At 67.1% G+C, this 21257-nt stretch carries 15 protein-coding genes; 6 read left to right on the forward strand and 9 right to left on the reverse strand.

The window, feature by feature from the left end; all coding sequences use genetic code 11:
- Nucleotides 1–27: 27 nt before the first annotated feature.
- Complete coding sequence (locus tag ATE64_RS15460) at nucleotides 28–2181, reverse strand: acylase (protein WP_058455171.1); 2154 nt, start codon at nucleotides 2179–2181, stop codon at nucleotides 28–30.
- Between the two features lie 129 nt (nucleotides 2182–2310).
- Here ATE64_RS15460 and clpB point away from each other — a divergent pair, with 129 nt between their 5' ends.
- Nucleotides 2311–4890, forward strand: coding sequence for an ATP-dependent chaperone ClpB (gene clpB / locus ATE64_RS15465; RefSeq protein WP_058455172.1), 2580 nt, complete (start codon nucleotides 2311–2313; stop codon nucleotides 4888–4890).
- A 38-nt stretch (nucleotides 4891–4928) separates the two neighbouring features.
- Here the strand turns inward: clpB and ATE64_RS15470 are convergent, their stop codons facing one another.
- The 8 genes from ATE64_RS15470 to xseA all read right to left on the reverse strand — a co-directional run bounded on the left by ATE64_RS15470 (nucleotide 4929) and on the right by xseA (nucleotide 16082).
- Complete coding sequence (locus ATE64_RS15470; protein ID WP_058455173.1) at nucleotides 4929–5294, reverse strand: hypothetical protein; 366 nt, start codon at nucleotides 5292–5294, stop codon at nucleotides 4929–4931.
- A 13-nt stretch (nucleotides 5295–5307) separates the two neighbouring features.
- Nucleotides 5308–6828: a putative 2OG-Fe(II) oxygenase gene (locus tag ATE64_RS15475; RefSeq protein WP_231729117.1), complete on the reverse strand. Its 1521-nt coding sequence runs from the start codon at nucleotides 6826–6828 to the stop codon at nucleotides 5308–5310.
- A complete protein-coding gene (locus ATE64_RS15480; RefSeq protein ID WP_058455174.1) occupies nucleotides 6825–7982 on the reverse strand; it encodes an aspartyl/asparaginyl beta-hydroxylase domain-containing protein in 1158 nt (385 codons plus the stop codon). The genes ATE64_RS15475 and ATE64_RS15480 overlap by 4 nt, the downstream gene beginning before the upstream one ends.
- Nucleotides 7979–9982 carry a tetratricopeptide repeat-containing sulfotransferase family protein gene (locus ATE64_RS15485; RefSeq protein WP_058455175.1) on the reverse strand — a complete coding sequence of 668 codons (2004 nt, stop codon included), beginning with the start codon at nucleotides 9980–9982 and terminating at the stop codon, nucleotides 7979–7981. Before ATE64_RS15485 ends, ATE64_RS15480 begins: the two co-directional genes overlap by 4 nt.
- A gap of 87 nt (nucleotides 9983–10069) precedes the next feature.
- Entirely contained in the window at nucleotides 10070–13192 is a 3123-nt protein-coding gene (locus ATE64_RS15490; protein ID WP_058455176.1) for a TonB-dependent receptor, read from the reverse strand.
- Between the two features lie 257 nt (nucleotides 13193–13449).
- Nucleotides 13450–14346 carry a M23 family metallopeptidase gene (locus ATE64_RS15495; protein ID WP_082657779.1) on the reverse strand — a complete coding sequence of 299 codons (897 nt, stop codon included), beginning with the start codon at nucleotides 14344–14346 and terminating at the stop codon, nucleotides 13450–13452.
- A 26-nt stretch (nucleotides 14347–14372) separates the two neighbouring features.
- Nucleotides 14373–14579 (reverse strand): DUF2093 domain-containing protein, encoded by a 207-nt coding sequence (locus tag ATE64_RS15500; protein WP_058455178.1) that lies wholly within the window; start codon nucleotides 14577–14579, stop codon nucleotides 14373–14375.
- Nucleotides 14580–14654: 75 nt separating this feature from the next.
- Nucleotides 14655–16082: an exodeoxyribonuclease VII large subunit gene (gene xseA / locus ATE64_RS15505; protein WP_058455179.1), complete on the reverse strand. Its 1428-nt coding sequence runs from the start codon at nucleotides 16080–16082 to the stop codon at nucleotides 14655–14657.
- Here xseA and purD point away from each other — a divergent pair.
- From purD to ATE64_RS15530, 5 genes are all read left to right on the forward strand, one after another.
- Complete coding sequence (gene purD, locus ATE64_RS15510; protein ID WP_058455180.1) at nucleotides 16081–17358, forward strand: phosphoribosylamine--glycine ligase; 1278 nt, start codon at nucleotides 16081–16083, stop codon at nucleotides 17356–17358. The two genes, xseA and purD, sit on opposite strands and share 2 nt — an antisense overlap.
- Nucleotides 17359–17417: 59 nt before the next feature.
- Nucleotides 17418–18014, forward strand: a complete 597-nt coding sequence (locus ATE64_RS15515; protein WP_058455181.1) for a hypothetical protein — start codon at nucleotides 17418–17420, stop codon at nucleotides 18012–18014.
- A gap of 107 nt (nucleotides 18015–18121) precedes the next feature.
- On the forward strand, nucleotides 18122–19045 hold the full coding sequence (locus ATE64_RS15520; RefSeq protein ID WP_058455182.1) for an alpha/beta hydrolase: 924 nt from the start codon (nucleotides 18122–18124) through the stop codon (nucleotides 19043–19045).
- Between the two features lie 209 nt (nucleotides 19046–19254).
- The gene (locus tag ATE64_RS15525; RefSeq protein ID WP_197412057.1) at nucleotides 19255–20022 is read left to right on the forward strand and encodes an AraC family transcriptional regulator; all 768 of its coding nucleotides are present in this window, start codon (nucleotides 19255–19257) and stop codon (nucleotides 20020–20022) included.
- The gene (locus tag ATE64_RS15530) at nucleotides 20012–21256 is read left to right on the forward strand and encodes a low temperature requirement protein A (RefSeq protein WP_082657780.1); all 1245 of its coding nucleotides are present in this window, start codon (nucleotides 20012–20014) and stop codon (nucleotides 21254–21256) included. The genes ATE64_RS15525 and ATE64_RS15530 overlap by 11 nt, the downstream gene beginning before the upstream one ends.
- Nucleotide 21257: the final 1 nt, after the last annotated feature.

Below are 21257 nucleotides of genomic sequence, written 5' to 3' on the forward strand. Positions count from 1 at the left end.
GCGGTTTAGGACGGCGCTTCGCGGCTTTCAAGGCCGATAGAAGCGCGCTCCGCTGGCTTTCAGCGCCGCCGGATCGAACAATACGGGCTTGAGCTTGTGCTGGACGAACAGCTTTGCCTGGTCGTTATAGTGCGGGCTATCGGGCCGCGTCGTCGCCGCGCCGAAGGGCTGGACCGATTCCGACCGCACCTTGCCCGCCGCATCCCACGTCACGAACATGATGAAGCTGTCGCCGTGGCGCACCTTCAGCCGCCCGTCGGGTTCGACGTCCCACAAGGTCGAGGCGCGCACCGTATCGTTGCCGCCATCGAGCGGCAGGTCGATGCGATGCGCGCCCTGGCCATGCCGTAGCCGCAGCACGGTACCGAGCTTGGGATCGAGCCCGGCAAAATGCTCCTGCAGGTGATTCACCGCATCGCTCAGCACCTGCCGCGGATCGGGATCGGGCTTGCGCTGATAATGGCTGCCGTTGGCGGGGCGAAGCACCATCAGCGCGAGCGCGTCGCCCTTGCCCTTGCCGTCGAGGTTCCAGTCCCAATGGCGGAGCAGGCCCTGCGCCTCGGCCAGCGCCCGATCACCCTTGGTATCGAGCGCGAGCAACCGGTCCATCCACACCTTCGCGTAGCCGGTCTTCGCATAGGCGGTGTCGTACTTGATCGCCTTCAGCCGCGCCTCGTCGATCTGGCCCGATTGCTCGAACAGGGTGATCAGACGCGTCGCGCGGTTGGTCATGTCGTCTTCGACCCCGAGCAGCGGCGAAAAGGCGGCGGCATCGAGCTCGTCGCCCGGCCCCGCCGCGACCCACGGCGTGTTGTTCGCGTTCATCACATAGCCCGAGCGCGGATTGACCAGCGCGGGGACGCGGTCGAACGGCAACGTCTTGGTCCAGACGTCTGCCGAGGTGTCGCCCGGCAGGATACCGCGCCAATTGTAACCGGCGGGCCGATCGGGGAACATCGCGTTGTAGAAAAGCCCGATATTGCCCTTCGCATCGGCGTAGATGAAATTGGTCGCGGGTACGCCCTGCCCCGCCATCGCCGCGCGCCATTCGGCGAAATTCTTCGCCTTGCTCAACCGGTAATATTGGGTGACCATCGCCGACTGATCCATGCCGGCATAGCGGATCGCGAAGGCACCCTTGTCGTTCTTGATCACGGGCCCCTGCACCGAGCGATAGATCGTCCGCGGCACCGGGATCACCAGCGGTCCATATCTGACGCGCAGCCATATGCGCTCTTCCTCGAGCGGCAGCCATTTGCCGTCGAAGCGATATTTCTCGCCGCTTTCGTCGAGCGCCAGCTTGTAGATATCGATCAGGTCGGGCCGGTTCACGGTGTTGGTCCAGCCGAGATATTTATTGTGCCCGAGGAAGGGATAGGGCGAGCCGGGGAAGTTCGCGCCCGCGAAATCCCAGCCCTCGCCGCTATGGACGACCAGTTCGTACCAAGCGACCCCGCCGGTCCACGGCTGGTGCGAGTTGGAGACGAGCCGCGTTGCGCCGTCGGTAGCGCGCGACGGCGCCACCGCCATGCCGTTCGAGCCGTTCGCTTCGGGATCGCGGCCGACCGGAGTCAGCTCGCGCGGCACCAGCTTGCCCTTCGCATCGAGCGACGGCCCGCCCTCGCGGCCCATCGGCTTGTCGCCGGTCAGTCCGCCGAGCACCGAATCGAGCCCGAAGAAGAAGGGCGATCGCAGCACGAAGCCCGCGACGACGTCTTCGCCGGTCACCGGGAACAGCCCCGACAGCCGCACCTCATCGGGATGCTTGTCCGCATAATGGTTGAGCCCCGCCGCATAAGCGGTGAACAGCGCCTGCACATCCTTCGGCAGCCGCGGCCAGTCGCGCGCGGTCGTCGCCCGCACATCGAGCAGCGCCGCGGCATAATCGACCTTCGCGCCATCCTCGCCAAGCATCGCGCCGGCGCGCCCGCGCGTCATCGCCAGCACTTCCTGCAAGGTCGCAAAATCATCCTCGGCGTGGGCGTAAGCGACGCCATAGGCGACGTCGGCGTCGGTCTTTCCGAAGATGTGCGGTACGCCATATTTGTCGCGCGCAATCTGTACGTCGGCCGGTCTGAACTCGGTCGCCGTCGGCGCCTGCGCCGTCAGCGGCTCCCAAAGCGCCAGGCCGGCGAGGATCGCCACGAACAGGATCAGGACGCCGACGAAAAATTTGCGCATCCGCTTTTCTGCTCCATTCGGTATCAATGATGCCGACCTCATGGCCTAAATTTCATGGCGCGAAAAGCCATGGCCTTGTGTTGCAAATTGGCAACACTATCTTGGTGGCGAGAAAGGGGCTTACTCGACATGAACCTCGAAAAATTCACCGATCGCGCCAAGGGCTTTTTGCAGGCGGCGCAGACGATCGCGATCCGCATGAACCACCAGCGGATCAGTCCCGAGCATATCGCCAAGGCGCTGCTCGAAGATAACGAAGGCATGGCCGCCGGCCTGATCCAGCGCGCCGGCGGCGATGTGCCGCGCGCGGTGCAGGGTATCGACGCGCTGCTTGCCAAGGTGCCCGCCGTTTCGGGCTCGGGCGCGCAAGCGACGCCGGGGCTCGACAATGACGCGGTGCGCCTGCTCGACCAGGCCGAACAGCTCGCGGCCAAGGCCGGCGACGGCTATGTCACCGTCGAGCGGTTGCTTCTGGCGATGGTGCTCGCTCCGTCCAGCCCGGTCGGCAAGGCGTTCGCCGATGCCGGCGTGACGGCCGACGCGCTCAACAACGTCATCAACGAACTGCGCCGCGGCCGCACCGCCGACAGCGCGGGCGCCGAGGACAGTTTCGAGGCGCTCAAGAAATATGCGCGCGACCTCACCGAAGTCGCGCGCGAGGGCAAGCTCGATCCAGTGATCGGCCGCGACGAGGAAATCCGCCGCACCGTCCAGATCCTTGCGCGCCGGACCAAGAACAATCCCGTCCTCATCGGCGAACCCGGCGTCGGCAAGACCGCGATCGCCGAAGGCCTTGCGCTGCGGATCGCCAACGGCGACGTCCCCGACAGCCTCAAGGACCGCCGTCTGCTCGCGCTCGACATGGGCGCGCTGATCGCGGGCGCCAAATATCGCGGCGAGTTCGAGGAGCGGCTCAAGGGCGTGCTCGACGAAGTGAAGTCGGCCGAGGGCGAGATTATCCTGTTCATCGACGAGATGCACACGCTGGTCGGCGCGGGCAAGTCGGACGGCGCGATGGACGCATCGAACCTGCTCAAGCCCGCGCTCGCGCGCGGCGAGCTCCACTGCATCGGCGCGACGACGCTCGACGAATATCGCAAATATGTCGAAAAGGATCCCGCGTTGCAGCGGCGTTTCCAGCCGGTGTTCGTCGGTGAGCCGACGGTCGAGGATTCGATCTCGATCCTGCGCGGACTCAAGGAAAAATACGAGCTGCACCACGGCGTACGGATCACCGACGGCGCGATCGTCGCCGCCGCGACGCTGTCGAACCGCTATATCTCCGACCGCTTCCTGCCCGACAAGGCGATCGACCTGATGGACGAGGCCGCGAGCCGTATCCGCATGGAGGTCGAATCGAAGCCCGAGGAGATCGAAAATCTCGATCGCCGCATCATCCAGATGAAGATCGAGGAAGCGGCGCTGTCGAAGGAAAGCGATGCGGCGTCGAAGGACCGACTCGACAAGCTGCGCGCCGAACTCGCGAACCTCGAAGAACAGTCGGCGGCGCTCACGCAGAAATGGCAGGCCGAAAAGGACAAGATCCACGCCGAGGCGAAGATCAAGGAGCAGCTCGACGCCGCACGCTCGGCGCTCGATCAGGCGCAGCGCGCCGGCGACCTCGCGAAGGCAGGCGAGCTGTCATACGGCACCATCCCGAGCCTCGAAAAACAGCTCGAGGAGGCACAGGCCGTCGTCGGCAACGCGATGCTGCGCGAGGAAGTCACCGCCGACGACATTGCAGCCGTCGTCAGCCGCTGGACCGGCATCCCGGTCGACCGGATGATGGAGGGCGAGCGCGAGAAATTGCTCGGGATGGAGGAGACGCTGGGCAAGCGCGTGATCGGCCAGGACGAAGCGGTGCGCGCCGTCTCGACCGCGGTGCGCCGCGCGCGCGCCGGGCTGCAGGATCCGAACCGGCCGCTGGGCTCGTTCCTCTTCCTCGGCCCGACGGGCGTCGGCAAGACCGAGCTCACCAAGGCGCTCGCGCGCTTCCTGTTCGACGACGACAATGCGATGGTCCGCATCGACATGTCCGAATTCATGGAAAAGCACGCCGTGTCGCGGCTGATCGGCGCCCCTCCCGGCTATGTCGGCTATGAGGAAGGCGGGGTGCTCACCGAAGCCGTCCGCCGCCGCCCCTATCAGGTCGTGCTCTTCGACGAGGTCGAAAAGGCGCATGGCGACGTGTTCAACATCCTGCTCCAGGTGCTCGACGACGGGCGCCTGACCGACGGGCAGGGCCGCACGGTCGATTTCACCAACACGCTGATCATTCTGACGTCGAACCTCGGCAGTCAGGCGATCGCGGCGCTGCCCGACGACGCGCCGGTCGAGCAGGCCGAGCCCGCCGTCATGGAGGTGGTGCGCGCGCATTTCCGGCCCGAGTTCCTGAACCGGCTCGACGAGATCGTGCTGTTCCACCGTCTCGCGCAGCAGCATATGGGCGGGATCGTCGATATCCAGGTCGCGCGCGTGCAGAAGCTGCTAGACGACCGGAAAGTCACGCTCGAGCTCACCGACGCCGCGCGCGCGTGGCTCGGGCGGGTCGGCTATGATCCCGTCTATGGCGCACGGCCGCTGAAACGCGCGGTGCAGAAATATCTGCAAGACCCGCTCGCCGACCTGATCCTGAAAGGTGACGTCCGGGACGGCTCGACGATCAGGGTCGACGAGGGTGACGGCGCGCTGAAACTGACACCGGCATAAGGTAGAGGGCGTCCCTCCGGGAGGAGGGGCGCCCTTTTTTACTGGCCGATGGCGCCGCGCTGAACCTGCACGCGCTCGATTTCGCCGCGCGTCTCGTTGCGGGCATCGGCCCATTCCGCGCGCGTCCGGCAGACGCGGACTGACTTCAGGCGGCTGCCCAGCACCTCTTGCTTGCGACAAACGACCTCATTGGGGTCGAGCGCCTTCTTGCCCTTGCTGGCGGTCGTCGACGATTCGGCGGCACCGGCCGCGGCAGGGATCGCGAGCGCAGCACCGAGCAGCGCGGCACCGAGCGACAATGATCGAACGTGGGACATGGGCTGAACCTTTTTCATCGTTCCGCCGCGCAGCTTATGCGCGGATTGCCGTCCGGCCAAGCCATTTGCGACGGGTGCCTGTGCCATTTTCCGTACCGTTTCAACGCGGGGGCGCCACATCGAAGGCGACAGTGAGCCGCTCCCCTTCGACGAACGGCCTGGTCCCGTGCCACATCCAGGACGGAAACAGCACCAGCCGCCCCGCGACGGGCTCGACCATCCGGGTCGGTGGCAGGTCGAGCCCCAGCGCCGCCTGCGGCTCGCCCAGCGTCAGCCAGCCCGCCTCGGGCGCATCGCCGGGGCGTTTTTCGGGCAAGGCGACATAGAGCGCCGAACTGATCCACCCCTGCGGATGGACATGGTTTTCGTGATATCCCGCGCCGCGCAGCCGCACCGACCAGCTTCCGGCAAAGCGCCGCCGCCGGTCGCGCCGGACCCCAAGCAGAGGATGCGCAGGATCGGCTGCGGGCAAGGCGGCTAGGTAGGCGTTGACCGCCCCGACCACCGCGGCGCGGAGCGCCTGCGTCACGGGATCGATCCGGCTGAACAGCGGACCGTCGGTCTGCGTCCCACCGCGCACCGACTGGTCAAGATATTCGCTCCGCGCGACGTGCAGCGTCCGCAGGTGCGCCGCCAGCGCGTCCAGCGGCGGCAGCCGGTCGCGAAGGTCGAAGGTCTGCACGAGGCGCGGATCGCCCGTGAGCCACTCGTACCGGGGATCCCCGGAGAGGCGCCACAGCAATGTCGCATACGGCCAGACCGCCGCGCGGCGCGCACCGCCCGCTGCGATCTCGGCATCGATCAGCGGCGCGGCGACCGCGAGCCGCCCGCTGCGCAAGAGGTAGCGGACCCGCCATATCCGCGTCCCGATCCGCATCGCTTCGCCCGGTAGCGCCTCGAACAGCCGGTCGGCGCGATCGGCCTGCCCCAGCTCGGCGGCGGCGATCGCGGCGTGGTCGGCAACATCGGCTTCGGCGACGCCCGCCGCCACGGCGCGCGCGACGACCTCGACTTGCGCGATATGATCCTCGCGCTGGAGGTGTAGGTCGAGCAGGCCGCGCCACAGCGCCGCCGCGCCCGGCTCCTGCGCCAGCGCGCGCTCGAAAGATGCGGTCGCCGCCTCGCGCCGCCCCATCAGCGCGCGCAGCTGCGCGAGCTGCATATGGCCTTGCAGCCACAGCGGCACCTGCGCCACGATCGCGTCGAGCGCCGCCTCGGCCGCCTCGCCCTGACCCGCCGCCCAGCGCGCCGCGGCAAGGCCGATCAGGACATCGCCGTTCGGCGGCCCCAGCCGCTCGGCCGCCTCGAACAGTGCCACAGCGTCGAGCCCGGCTTCGAAGGCAACCCGCGCGCGGCCGTGCGCAATGCTCGCATCGTCCGGCGCCAGTCGCGCCGCCTTCGCGAAACTGTCGATCGCATCGGCGTGCGCGTCGAGCCCGCGCTGCAACAGCCCCGCCCATTGCCACAGCCGCGCGGTATCGGCCCGCGACGCGGCAGCGAGGACGAGCGGCAACGCCTGTTCCTCCTCGCCCTCGTCGAGCGCCAGCCGTGCAAGATCGGCGATGTCATCGGCGTCGGCCTGCCCGCGCCGCGCCGCGGCGAGCCGCGCGGCAAGGCTCACAGGCTCTCCGGCACGGCGTCGGGCGCACTGCCGATCATCGCGGCGACCGCGTCGCGTTCAGCTGGACGGAGATCGGGGTGCCAGAGGTCGAAGATGAAAACGACGCGCAACTGCTCGCTCGGGTTCATCGCCTCATGCTCGATCGTGTCGTCGAAGACGAACGCCTGCCCGCGCTCCCAGTCGCGCGTCTCGGCGCCGACGCGGAACCAGCAGCCATCCGGCACGACGAGCGGCAGGTGGCAGACAAGGCGCGTGTTGTTGTAGCCGACGTGCGGCGGGATCGCGGTGCCCGGCGCGAGCAGCGAAAACAGCGCGTTGGGCGACGCCCCCGCGATCTGGGGCTGGTCGACCAGCCCCAGCAGTTCCATCGTCCGCGGGCAGTGGCGTGCGTTCGCCTCGATCCGGCGGCCGTTCCGCCACAGGTGGATCGCGGTCCAGTCGAGATTGTGGTTGAGCGCGCGCCACTGCGCGAGCGGCTGGTGCGCCGCATATTGGACATAGGGGACGAGCTCGGCGCGCTCGGCCGCCATCACCGCTGCCAGTTCGGCGGCGATCGTGTCGGTCGCGGCCTCGATCTCGGCGAGCCAGGGGAAAAGGCTGCGCGGATGAAATTCGCGCTCGGCAAGCCCCGGAAAATGGAAATGCGTCGGTTCGCTGTGATAGACGCGCGTCCGGCGCAGCGCATTGCTGCGAAAGCGCGCGATCCGCGCACGCTCTTCGGCATCGGCACGGCTTTCGGCCTCCGCCGTCCGCGCCGCCCAATGCGCCTCCTTGGTGTCGAGCCACGCCGCATGTTTGCGCTCGCCCTCGGCGAGCACGGCAGCGAGCTGCGGCGGCAAGGCATCCGCGGGCTTCTGCGCGATCGCATGCCCCCACGCCTCGCCCGCGCCGGGATCGCCGATCCGGTCGAGCAGGCTCGCACGCATCATCAGCGCGGTGAAGTCGAGCGGCGCGAGCGTCAGCGCGCGATGCACCGCATCGAGCGCGACGCGCGGACGTCCGGCCGCGCGGTGCGTCCCTGCGAGCCGGAGCAACACCGGAAAATCCTCGCCCATCGCGAGCGATTGTTCGAGCAGCGCGGCGGCGCGCGCGAAATCCTGTGCCGCGAGCGCGCGATCGGCTTCGGCGACCAGCGCGGCGCGGTCGGCGCTCACAGGCTGTATCCGAATTTTCGGACCCACGGCTCGAGGATCGGGAAGATCGGCTCCAGATGCTTGCGATAGCCCTCCCATCGCCCGGCGGCGCGCTTGTAGATCGGCTCGACGACCTGCGCATAGCTTGCGGTGGTGATCAGCCCGCGCTTCTTCGCGGTCGCCTGGTGGTCGAGCACCTCGTCGCGCCATTCGAGCCCGAGGAAGTCGAACAGCGGCCGCACTTCGGCGCCGACATCCTCGACCAGCCGCTCATAGACGATCGTGTGGACCTTGAGCGGGAACAGCGCGTTCGCGCGCTCCCAGTGCGAAAAGGTGAGGTCGTAGAATTCGGCCGCATCCTCCAGCCGCAGAAAGTTCGACATCGCGTTGTTGAGCCGGAAATTGCTCATGAAGCAGCTCAGCAGCACGTCACACGGATGCCTGAGCGCGAGGATGAAGCGCGCGTTCGGGAACAGGCGCTGGATCAGCACCGCCTTGGTCAGGAACAGCGGCGACTTGTCGATCAGCATCTTGCCCGGCGCGATCGGCTCGGGTGCGACTTTGGCGATCTCGTCCCAATAGAAACGCCGTGCGTCGGCCACAGCAGCCGCGTCGAGCCCCGGGATCGCGGCCGTCCCGCCGACATGTTTTTCGGTGAGGTTCAGCGGCGGCTGTTCCTCGAGCACCACGGTGCCCGGATGTCCCATCAGGATGGTGTCGAGCAGGGTGGTCCCCGAGCGCGGGAAGCCGAGCAGGAAGACCGGATCGGGCCGTTCGTCCCCGCCCTCGACAGCGGGCCAGCTTGCCGCCCATTCGTGGGTCATGAAAGCCAGGTCGTCGCGCACCTGCGCGCGAAGCTCGGCCGAGCGCTCGAGCGGATTGGTCTGCGATTCCTGATGCAGGCGGTTCGTCTCGCTGAACGCCTCAAAGGCTTCGTCGACGCGGCCCAGCCGGTCGAGAAGCTGTCCGCGCAAATGCGTCGTGCGCTCGCGCTGAAGGTCGGGCGGCACCAGCGCGAGACTGGCCAGCGCCTCGTCGAAACGCTTCGCACGGCGAAATTCAAACGCGCGCATGAAGGCGAGCGTGCCTTCGTCGATGCCATGCGCCTCGGCGCGCGCAATCAGCGGCGCGAACTCCTCCTCGCGGTTGCTGTGCTCGAACTGGACGGTCAGCCCGACATAGGCATCGACCACCGTCGGGTCGAGATCGAGCACCTTGCGAAACGCCTGTTCGGCCTCGTCGACGCGATTGATCAATCCGCATTCGACGCCAAACTTGAGCTGGAGATTGGCATTCTCGGGATCGCGGACAATTGCGGCTTCGAGCGCCGCCATCGCCTCGTCCTGCTTCCCCTCCTTCTTGTACTGCACATACAGCTCGTGCAGCGCGCGCGCGTCGTCGGGAAATTCCTCCGACGTCCGGCGCAGCAGCGCTTCGGCCTCTTCTACGCGGCCGACCGAGCGCAGCGCGACGGCGAGATTCAGGCGCGTCGGCGGGGCGTGCGGGTTGAGCGCCATCGCCTTTTCGAGCGCGGTCACGCTGCCCTCAAGGTCGCCGATCGCCGACCGCGCATTGCCGAGATTGTTCCAGCTTTCGAAATCGCCGGGCTCGCCCGCGACGACATGCTCATAGGCCTCGACCGCGGTCGGAAAATCCTCGAGCGATTGCGCGACGAAGCCGCGATAGCGCGCGATGCGCAAGGTCGGATCGGTCTTGGCGAGGTCGGCCGTCGCGACCGCCAGCGCCGCGGCAAGGTCGCCCTTCTCGATCAGCACCGCGATCAGGTTGCATGCGATCGTCGTGTCGGTCGGGCGGGCTTCGTGCGCCGCCTGCAAATGGCGCGCCGCCGCGGCGAGGTCGCCCGAGCGCGCTTGCAACATGCCGAGAAAGGCGTTGAGCGCGGCCTTGTCGCCGCCTTCGGACAAGGCGTCCTCGGCAAGCAGTTTCGCGCGCGCGACGTCGCCGGAACGGGCGGCGCCCACGGCTTGTCGCAGCGCGTCGGCAGTTCTGGAATCGAGCATCTCGTCTTGGTCCACCGGTTCGAATCAAAAAAAGGGGCGGCCGGTCCTGCGACCCGCCGCCCCCTATCTTAGGACGAATTCCGGACCTTAAAAGTCCAGCGTCACGCCCGCGTAGAGATACCGACCGAGGGCATCGTAGGTGCCCGGGTAGGTGTTGCCGTTACAAGGCCCGGTCGGGCAAAGGTTCGAACCGTCACGGATGGCGCTACCCGAGGTGACGAACGGCGGCTGCTTGTCGAAGATGTTGTTCACACCAAGACGGAACGTATAGCTGTCGCCGATCGCGAAGGTGCCCGCGAGGTCGAAGTAGCTGTACGACTTGATGTGCAGACCCGGATCGAAGTTGAAATCGCCGGCCAGCGACTGGCTGTCGTCCAACGTTTCGGCCTTGACCTTGCCGATGAAGCGCCACTGGAGCGAAACGCCGATGCCGCCTGCGGTCTGCAGCGTCGTGCGCAGCTTGTGGCGCCACTTCGGCAGCATCGAACCGCCGGCGGTCGTGCCGCCGCCCGAGCACACCGGACCATAGAGGCCGGCGCAGTCATAGGCTTCGGTGATGCCGTTATCGACGCGATACTTGTCGAGATAGGTCCCGATGAAGCTCATCGACAGCGTGCCGAAATCGCCGATTTCATGGCTGTACGCGCTGTTGATCTCGATGCCCTTCGTACGGACCTTACCGAGGTTCGACGGCGTGTTGTCGACATAGCCGCCCGGGGTCAGCCACAGCGAACCCGCCGCGTCGCGGTTGATCAGGCTGCACGAGAAGGGCGTGAACGTCGCGGTGGCGTTCAGCGTACAATCCTTCAGGATCGCATCCTGTGCCGGCGGCTGGATCGCATCCTTCAGCTTGATGTCGAAATAGTCGACGGTCAGCGAGAAGCGCGGCAGGAAGCTCGGCTGCAGGACGACGCCGAAGGTCTTCGTCGTCGCCTTTTCCGGCGTCAGGTCGGGGTTGCCGCCAAGCAGGCCGTTATACTGGCCGGCCGGGTTCGGCGTGGTGCCCTGACCCACCGCGAGACCCTGCGCGATACAGCCATAGTCGGTCGCGGTGACCGGCGTACCGGCGCACGGATCGCTCGAACCGGCAAGGCCGACGGTCGGGGTGGCGAACAGCTCCTGGATGTTCGGCGCACGCACCGCACGGTTGTACTGGCCGCGGAGACGAATGTCGCGGATCGGCGCGAATTCGAGCTGCAGCTTGTACGTGTCGGTGTCATACTTGCGGTCGGCGCTCGTCTTGTACCACGACTTGCGATAACCGCCGCTGAAGGTCAGCTCATAGATGAAGCTGTCCTGGATGATCGGCATCTGGGTCTCGGCAAAGAATTCATAGACCCGGAAGCTGCCCGACAGCGGCAGCGTCGCGCCGCCCTGGCCGGTGAGATCGCCGGTCTGGAAAGCATTGTCGGTCTGCAGGTCGAGCGATTCCTTGCGCCACTCGAAGCCCAGGTTGACGCCGACGCCATCGGTCGCCCACGGCGAGGTGATGCCATATTCGCCAAGCTGGCCGGTCAGCGACGCGTTGGCGACCTGTTCGGACGTATAGCCCTTCTGGAAGCCGGTCGCCGACAGATAGTTGACCGAAGCCGCGCTTGCCCCGCCTGCACCGTTGAAGATGTTGTAGGGGACGCAGTTCGGATCGCTGCCGTCGATGACCGAGCGGCAGACGGGGTCGAACGCCGCGGTGCGCGGATCGTCGATCACGTTCAGCGCGCGGCCGAGACGGGCAACCGAGAATTCGTTCGAATAGACCTGCGTGTAGTTCGAACGGCCATATTGGTAATAGGTGTCGTACGACCAGGCCTTGCCGAGGTCGCCCTTCGTCCCGATCACCGCACGATAGTTGGTGTGCTGCAGGTCGTTCTGGCGCGGACCGCCTTCGACGTTGCGGCGAAGCACCTGCAGGAACGCCTGGTTGTAGGTGTTGCCGAGCGTGTCGGTGAACACCAGCGGAGCCGCACCCGGGGTCGGGTTGTACGGCGCCGCAACCGCGGTCGGGAAGTTGCCGATATAACCGTTGATCAGGTTGGGATTGGCGCAGATGATGGCGCGCTGGGCGGCCGACATCAGCGCGTTGTCGCAGTTGATCGTCAGCGTGTTGCCGAAGTTGCCCGACGGGGCGATCTGGGCGACCGTGCGGTCGTCCATGAACATGAACTCGAGATACGGCTTGATCGACTCGTTGATCTCATAGTTCGCGAACAGGCCCGCGGTGTAGCGTTCGTCGGGGCGCTGATAGTGGTTCGTCGGCGCGAAGTTGTACCGCGACGTGGTGTTTTCGAACCCGCCGCCCGGCAGGAAGCTGTACACCGTCGACGACGCCGTGTTCAGCGTCGGGTCGAACAGGATCGCCGTACCCGCCGAGTTGGTCAGCGAGCCGCCGCACTGCGGGGCACCGCCGCCGCTGTTCTGCAGCACGCACGAGCTGTAGTCACGCTTGGCCTGCGTGATTTCGTTCGCCTTGCGATAGCCGGCATAGGCGACGATGTGGCCGCGGCCGTCGTCGAACGCCGCGCCGAAGGTCGCGGTGACGTCGATCGTGCCGCCATCGGCGGTGCTGCCGCGCGGATAGCCGAAGCCACGGCGATCGAGCAGCGGGGGAAGGAACTTGTTGCGGTTGTTGTGCTGGAACAGGCTGTACTGCGCGTCGACGCGGAAGCCGGTGAAATCGGTGTCCATCACGAAGTTGACGACGCCGGCAACAGCGTCCGCACCGTAGGTCGCCGAGGCGCCGCCGGTCAGGACCTGGACGTTCTTCAGCAGCGCGGCCGGGATGATGTTGATGTCGGCGGCCGAACCGCTCGACGGGCTCGGGTCGCCCGGAAGCAGGCGGCGGCCGTTGACGAGGCTGAGGGTACGGGTGGTGCCGAGGCCGCGAAGGTCGACCGACGCGGTGCCGTCCGAACCGTTGGCGGTCGTCGAGTTCTGGCTCGCGAACACCGACGGCAGCGAGTTCAGCAGGTCTTCGACGCGGGTCGTGCCCTGCAACTTGATGTCTTCGCTGCTGACGACGGTGATGGGAGCGGCCGATTCGAGATTGGCCTGGGGAATACGCGTACCGGTGACGATGATTTCGTCACCCGAGGTTGCGCTGTCTTCGCTTCCCTGCGCGTCCTGCGCCATCGCCGGCGCAGCGGCCAGCAGGCCGACGCCTAGAACGAGCGGGGCAGCGCCCAGCCGCAGTGCGGAAAAATGGGTTTTCTTCACAGTTGCAGTCCCTTGCTACTGAGTTGGTTACGATACCCGAATGCGAAAAATCGGCGTCAAAAACGCATGACGAACGCACCCTGATCGGAGCGGGATGATCTTTCGTTCATCTGGAGTAAAGGGAATTCCCGGCGCGCGTGGCCGTTTCGCCGGTCATTGTGACGAATTTGCAACATGGCGCCCGGCAGTGCGGAAAAATCGAATAAAGCTGCGCCAAGACGCGTAATAAAATTACAACGAACCCCCGCGGACGGCGGTCAGGGCCGCATCGGGCCAGCCAGCTTGCCAGGGTCGAGGCGCGCATCGCGCCATTTCAGGCCCCAGTGCATATGCGGCCCCGTCGCCCGTCCGGTCTGCCCGACCGTGCCGAGCTGTTGCCCCTGCACCACATGGTCGCCGACCTTCACGTCGAGCCGCTGGCAGTGAAGAAAGGCGCTCGACAGCCCCATGCCATGATCGACGATCAGCAGATTGCCTTCGAGGGTGAAGGGCGACGCCGCCGCCAGCGTCACGACGCCGTCGGCGGGCGCGACGAAGGGCGTCCCTGCGGGCACCGCGACATCGGTGCCGCTGTGATAGGCACCGGGCTTGCCCTGATAGACGCGCTGCGACCCGAAAAGGCCCGACAGACGTCCGGTCACCGGCCAGCGAAACGCCTGCCGCCAGCCATCGGAACTCACCGGCGTCGCGCGCGCAGCGGCGATCTGCGCCAGTTCGGCGGGGCGGCGGCGTTCGAACTCGGCATCGCTCGACGCGCTGCCGCGATAGGGCGCGTTGATCGTCTCGATCCGCCAGCTTCCCGGCGCGATGCCCAGCGTGCGTTCAACCGTGCGGCCACCCCCCAGCCTCGCGACGAGGCGCGCCGAGGGCCCGGCGTCGCGGTCGAAGGCGATCAGGAAGCTGCCGTCAGGCGCCAGCGGCACCGGCGCGCCGTCAAGCGTCAATGCCTGCGCCGCGCTCGGCGCCCGCCCGACGATGACCGCCCCCTGTTCGGGAACGCCCCGCAGCGTGAAATCGGCGCGAACCGGTTCGGCGGGCGGCGGCGGTGCGGCTGCGACCGGAGCGCTCGTGACGGGCGACGGCGCGGGTCTTGCGGGCGCCTCGGATGAAGGAACACAGCCTGCGGCAAGGACAAGCAGCGGCACCGCGACCATCGGCCACGGTCCAAATCTCGACGGCCTCATGCCTTATGGTCGAGCGCGGCCTGCACCGAAAGGGCGGCGGTCGCATAAGGCTCCTGCCGCGCGACCGACCAGTAACGCAGTTCCTCGAGCGCGATCGGCACGCCGCTCACCGCGCAGAGCACATGGTCGCCGGGCGACAGGACGCGAAACCCGTTCGGTCCATAGTGCAGGCGGGCGAGGCGGTTGCTGCTGGCGATCAACATGGGTCCATTCCGTAAATCTTCTCGTGTCACCGCCGATATAGCATCGATGCGCGGTTCGGCCACCCCCGCGCCCGATCAGAACAGCTCGCCCTGCCCCCGCCCCGGCGAAGCGCCGTGCGGAGGCGAGGGTTTTCGCGCAGGCTTCGGCGGCGGCGGCACATCGCCGTCGATTGCCGCGACCGGCACTTCGCCATCGGCGAAGATCAGGCGCAGATGGCCCGCATCGCGCGCCTTGGTCGCGGTGGTCACGATCGCACCCCCGGTATCGCGCACCATGGCATAGCCGCGCGACAGGAGCGCGCGCGGATCGAGCGAGGTCAGCAGCCGCCCGAGCCCCTCGATCTTCGCGCGCTCGCGGTCCCACGTCCGCGTCAGCAGCGCGGGCCGCAGCGCCCCCGCGCGCGTCGCGAGCCGCTCGCCGGTCACCGCGAGCCGGTGCCGCTGCGCGCGGTCGAGCCGGTCGCCATTGTCGTCGAGCCGCTGGCGCTGCGGCGCATAAAGCGCCTCGCGCTTCGGCAAATGCCGCGCCAGCGCCGCGAGCCGTTCGCCGCGCAGCGCGTGCTGGCGGTTCGCCGCGCCGATGATCCGCCCGTTCCAAGTCGCAAGCTGCGCCTGCAGTTCGGCGCGGACAGGCACCGCCATTTCGGCGGCCGCGGTCGGCGTCGGCGCGCGGACGTCGGCGACATAGTCGGCGAGCGTCACGTCGGTCTCGTGCCCCACGGCACTGATCGTCGCGATGCGGCAATCGGCGATCGCGCGCACGACGACCTCTTCGTTGAACGCCCACAGATCCTCGATCGACCCGCCGCCGCGCGCGACGATCACGAGGTCGGGGCGCGGCACCGGCCCGCCGGGGGCAAGTGCGTCGAACCCGCGCACCGCATTCGCGACCTGCGCGGCCGCGCCCTCGCCCTGCACCAGTACCGGCCACACGATCACGCGCGTCGGGCAGCGATCGGCGAGGCGGTGGAGAATGTCGCGGATCACCGCGCCGGTCGGCGAGGTCACGACCCCGATCACCTCTGGCAGATAGGGGAGCAGCTGCTTGCGCTCGCGGTCGAACAGCCCCTCACCGCCGAGCCGCGCCTTCAATTTCTCGAAGAGCAGCATCAGCGCGCCCTCGCCCGCAATTTCCAGCGTGTCGACGACGAGCTGATATTTCGAGCGCCCCGGGTAAGTGGTGAGCTTGCCGGTCGCGATCACCTCGATCCCGTCTTCGGGGCGAAAAGCAAGGCGCGCCGCCTGCCCCTTCCACATCACCATGTCGATCAGCGCATTTTCGTCCTTCAGCGCCGCGTAGAAGTGCCCCGATGCGGCGCGTTTCGCGCCCGACAGTTCGCCGCGGACGCGGACACGGGAAAAACCATCCTCGACTGTCCGCTTGATCGCTGCCGACAATTGGCTGACGGTCATATCGGGCGCATTGTCCCCCGGCGAAGCCTCGGCTAACAGCCGCGCTTCGGTGCCATCGTCGGACGCCGGATCGGGAAAAGGGACTGACATGAATATCCTGCTGGTGGGCTCTGGGGGCCGCGAACATGCGTTAGCGTGGCAACTGGCACAATCGCCGAGTTGCGCCAAGCTCTATGCCGCGCCCGGCAACCCCGGAATCGAACTCCACGCCGAATGCGTGCCGATCACCGCCGATGACCTCGATGGGCTGATCGCCTTCGTGAAGGCGCATGCGATCGACTTCGTCGTCGTCGGGCCCGAAGCCCCGCTCGTCGCGGGCCTTGCCGATCGCCTCCGCGAGATCGGCATTCCCGCTTTCGGCCCCGGTGCCGCCGCCGCCCGCCTCGAAGGATCGAAGGGCTTTACCAAGGATCTTTGCGCGCGCGCCGGCATCCCGACCGCGGGCTATGTCCGCTGCACATCGGCCGAGGAAGCGCTCGCGGCGCTCGAAGGCTTCGCGATCCCCGTCGTGATCAAGGCCGACGGCCTCGCCGCGGGCAAGGGCGTGATCATCGCCGAAACGCAGGCCGACGCCGAAGCCGCGATCGAGGAAATGTTCGACGGCGCCTTCGGCAGCGCCGGCGCCGAAGTGGTGATCGAGGAGTATATGATCGGCGAGGAAGCGAGCTTCTTCGCGCTCTCCGACGGCAAGGACGTGATCGCCTTCGGCAGCGCGCAGGATCACAAGCGCGTCGGCGACGGCGATGTCGGCCCGAACACCGGCGGCATGGGCGCCTACAGCCCCGCGCCCGTGCTCACCGCCGAGCTCCAATCGCAGGTCATGGACCGCATCATCCGCCCGACGGTGGCGACGCTCGCTGCCGAGGGTACGCCGTACGTCGGCGTGCTCTTCGCGGGGCTGATGCTGACCGGCGAAGGCCCGAAGCTCATCGAATATAATTGCCGCTTCGGCGACCCCGAATGCCAGGTGCTGATGATGCGCTTCAAGGGCGACTTCGCCGCCTTGCTTCACGCCGCCGCGACCGGGACACTCGCGACCGCCGACACCCCGACCTTCTCGCACGACTATGCCCTCACCGTCGTCATGGCGGCGAACGGCTATCCGGGCACCCCCGACAAGGGCGGCGCGATCCGCCGCATCGCCGACGCCGAAGCGGGCGGCGTGCGCGTCTTCCACGCCGGCACCGCGCGCGAGGACCGGACGCTCGTCGCCGCCGGCGGCCGCGTCCTCAACGTCACCGCGACTGGCAAGAGCGTCACCGAGGCGCAGGCGCGCGCCTATGCCGCGGTCGACAAACTCGATTTCCCGGGCGGCTTTTGCCGCCGCGATATCGGCTGGCGCGAAGTCGCGCGCGAGTCGGAATAAGCCGCGCTGGACGGCGCTGACGTGTCCGCATAGGCTGACCACATTACAGGGAGATCGTCATGGTGTGGCTTCAGGAAAATTGGATCATCGCAGTCGTCGGACTGGTCGTCGCGGTCGTGCTGCTGTGGTGGCTCTTCGGGCGCAACAAGGCCGAAGAGATCGAGACCCCGATCGCGCCGTCCGACGAACCGAAGAAACCGCTCGAAGCGGTGAAGCCCGAGATCATCGCCGCCGAGCCGGCGCGCTTCAAACCGAAGGAACCGGCGCCCGCGCCCGTCGCCGCCCCTCCTCCGCCTCCTCCACCGGTACCCGAGCCCGTCGCCGAGACGCCGCCCGCTCCCGAACCCACGCGCGAGCCGCAGCCTGCGCCGGAACCGGCCCCCGCACCGGCTGCCAAGGCCGACAATCTGCAACTGCTGAAGGGCGTCGGCCCCAAGATGGTCGCGCTGCTGAACGGCCTCGGCGTAACCCGATTCCAGCAGATCGCCGACTGGACCGACGCCGATGTCGCGGCGATCGACCCACAGCTCGGCGCCTTCCAGGGGCGCATTGCGCGCGATGCGATCGTCGACCAGGCCGGCTATCTCGCCCGCGGCGACAAGGCGGGGTTCGAGGCGAAATATGGTGCGCTGGGTGGGGAATTACAGGGCAGCTGAAGACCGACACCAGCCGCCGCCCCGCCAACGCCATCACCCGTTGCCGCTTGCCACCCGCGCCGAACGCCGCCACATCTGGTTTCGAAACGAAACCAAAGGAGCGATGCATGATCGGTGATTTCGAGCAGCAGCGGGTGAGGCTTTCGACGGGCGTCGAACTCGACGTCGTCGATGTCGGGCCGCGCGATGCGCCGGCGCTGGTCTTCCTCCATGGCTTCCCCGAATCGCACCGCACCTGGCGCTTTCAGCTGCCGCATTTCGCGAACCGCTTTCGCTGCATTGCGCCCGACCAGCGCGGCTATCGCGGGTCGTCGAAGCCGCAGGACGCCGAATCCTACACGCCCGACAAGCTGATCGCCGATGTCTTCGCGCTGGCGGACGCGCTGGGCGTCGAGACTTTCACGATCGTCGGGCACGACTGGGGCGGGGCGATCGCCTGGGGGGTCGCGCTCGGCGGACAGCCGGGCGGGCTGCATCCGGGATGGGCCGGACGCGTGACGCGCGCGGTGATCGCCAACGCGCCGCATCCCGCGATCTTCCAGCGCCTGCTGCTCGCCAACCCCGAACAGCGCGCGGCCAGCCAGTATATCCGAACCTTCCGCGACCCTGCGAGCGACGCGATCATCGAGGAGCATGGCATCGCCGGCATCCTGGCGCACGCCTTCGCAGACCGGGTGCCGAGCGGCGGCATCCAGCCGCCCGACGAGATCGCGCGGCTGCTCAAAGATTGGGAGGACCGCGACGCCTGCCGCGCGATGATCAACTGGTATCGCGGTTCGCCGATGACCGTGCCCGCGATGGACGAGCCCTATGCCGAGCCGCCCGCGGCGCCCTTCCCGAAACTGACCATCCCGACCTTGGTGGTCTGGGCGCTCGGCGACGTTGCGCTGCCCGCGTGCAACCTCGACGGGATGGAGGAACTGGTCCCGGATGTGTCGATCGTGAAGGTTCCGGGCTGCGGCCATTTCGTGCCGTGGGAAGCCCCCGACGCGGTCAACGCGGCGATGGTCGATTTTCTGGTCAACGGGTGACCCGCCACCGGCACCAAACCCTTCAATCCTTGGAAAAAAGTTGGCAGGCGGCAGGGGTGCCGCCGCCTGCCGGGAGGGGTCGGTTCTGCGGGTGGTCCGCAATTCGTCAAATCAGGCGACCGAAAAAGCCGGGCGCGAGTTAACCATAAGTTTCGCCTCTATTGCAGGCTTTCAGATTCTCCCACCTTTGCCATATTCGCGCTATGGATGTGGGAGGACTCAAGGTCGCCTCGATCACCGACATGATCGACGGCCCGGCCAGCTGGACGGTCGAGCGCGACGTCCATATGCTGATCCTTCACGACGCTGGCAGCTATCACTGGCTCGAAACCTGGCTCGACGGTCATCGCACCGCGCTGGGGGATCCGTTGCCCGACGAGATATGGTTCGTGCCGGCCGGCCGGCGGTTCAAGGCCACGGCCAAGGGTGGAACGGCGCGGTCGATCCACATCGAGATTCCGGCCGCGCGGCTTGCGGTCCCCGGCGGGGCGCGGGCGATCGCCGCGCATCGGGATCGGGAGATGGCGGTCCTCGTCCGCAAACTGCTGGCCGGTGACACCAAAGCGGCCGGCACGCTGGTCGCGGTGCTGGCGGAGACACTGGCGCGAAACATCGCGCCGCCCTTGCCGCAAGCGCTTCTGCGCCGCATCGACGGGCTGATGGCGTCGATCCAGACGCAGCTCGAAATCCAGATCACGGTCGAGGATATGGCGGCAGAGACCGGGATGTCGGTCAACAGCCTGATCAGCAATTTTGCGCGCGCGACTGGCCGGACCCCCGCGCAATATGTGCTGCATCAGCGGTTGCGGCGTGCCTGCTGGTTTCTCGCCAACCGGCCGCTCTCGATCGCCGAGATCGCCTTCGCCACCGGCTTTTCGAGCCATGCCCATCTCTGTGCTGTCTTTCGTCGCAAGCTTGCTATGTCACCGGGGGAGTGGCGCGCGTTTGCGAGCGGGAGGGTAAGTTGTGACGATTAGGGCAAATCTGTTCCGCATTCGCGATGCCCACGGTCATGCGCCGGTGACCAATATCGAACTTTTCTTCGATCTGGTGTTCGTCTTCGCGATCACCCAATTGTCGCACGGCCTGCTCGAACATCTAGGCTGGCTCGGCGCCTTGCAAACGCTGATGCTGCTGTTCGCGGTATGGTGGGTGTGGATCTTCACCACATGGGTCGCGAACTGGCTCGACCCGGAGCGCGCCAATGTACGGCTGATGCTCTTCGCGCTGATGCTGGCGGGCCTTGCGCTGTCGAGTTCGATTCCCCAGGCTTTCGGCAAGTCCGGCTGGCTGTTCGCCGCAGCCTATTGTTCGATGCAGATCGGCCGTTCGCTCTACATGATCTGGGCGAGTCACGGGGTTTACCCCGCGCGGGCGCGCAACTTCACCCGCATCATCATCTGGTCGTTCTTCTCATTGCCCTTCTGGATCGGCGGCGCGCTCGCCGACCCCGGGCAGCGGATGCTGCTGTGGGCGGCGGCGCTCGCGATCGACTATGCCGGCCCGGCGACCTTCTTCCGCGTTCCCGGGCTCGGCCGGTCGGACGCCGGAAGCTGGGACATCTCGGGCGCGCATATGGCGGAGCGCTGCGCACTGTTCATCATTATCGCGCTCGGCGAAGGGGTGCTGATCACCGGCGCGACCTTTGCCACGACACCGCAAAGCCCGCTGCACTGGCTTGCCTTCGCGACCTGTTTCCTCGGGTCCGCGGCGCTGTGGTGGCTCTATTTCGACACCGGCGCGCGGCGCGGCAGTCAGGCCATGGAAACGGCCGAAGCGGCCGGGCTGCTGGCGCGGTACGCTTATACCTATTGGCATATTCCGATCGTCGCGGGGCTGGTCGTGTCGGCGGTCGCCGATGAAATGCTGCTCGCGCACCCGAACGGACATATCGAATTTCCGATGCTCGCCGTGTCGATCGGCGGGCCGCTGCTGTTCCTTATCGGCAATATGGGGTTCAAGCATGCCACATCGGGCCGACCGCTGCCGCCCTTCTCGCACATGATCGGCGCCGCGGCGCTCTTCGGCGTCGGCGCCGCGGCGTGGTTCGGTCATTGGCAGCCGGTCACGCTGGGGATCGCGACCTTCGCGGTGCTCGTCTTCACCGCGATCTGGGAATGGGGCAGCTATCATGGCGGCTGGCGGCGCTGGGCGCCGTGGCTCGGCCGGTTCGAGCGCGCCAGGCGAAGAGATCATGGGCAGGGAGAATAGA

Source organism: Sphingopyxis sp. H073 (assembly GCF_001468395.1).
Lineage (GTDB): Bacteria > Pseudomonadota > Alphaproteobacteria > Sphingomonadales > Sphingomonadaceae > Sphingopyxis.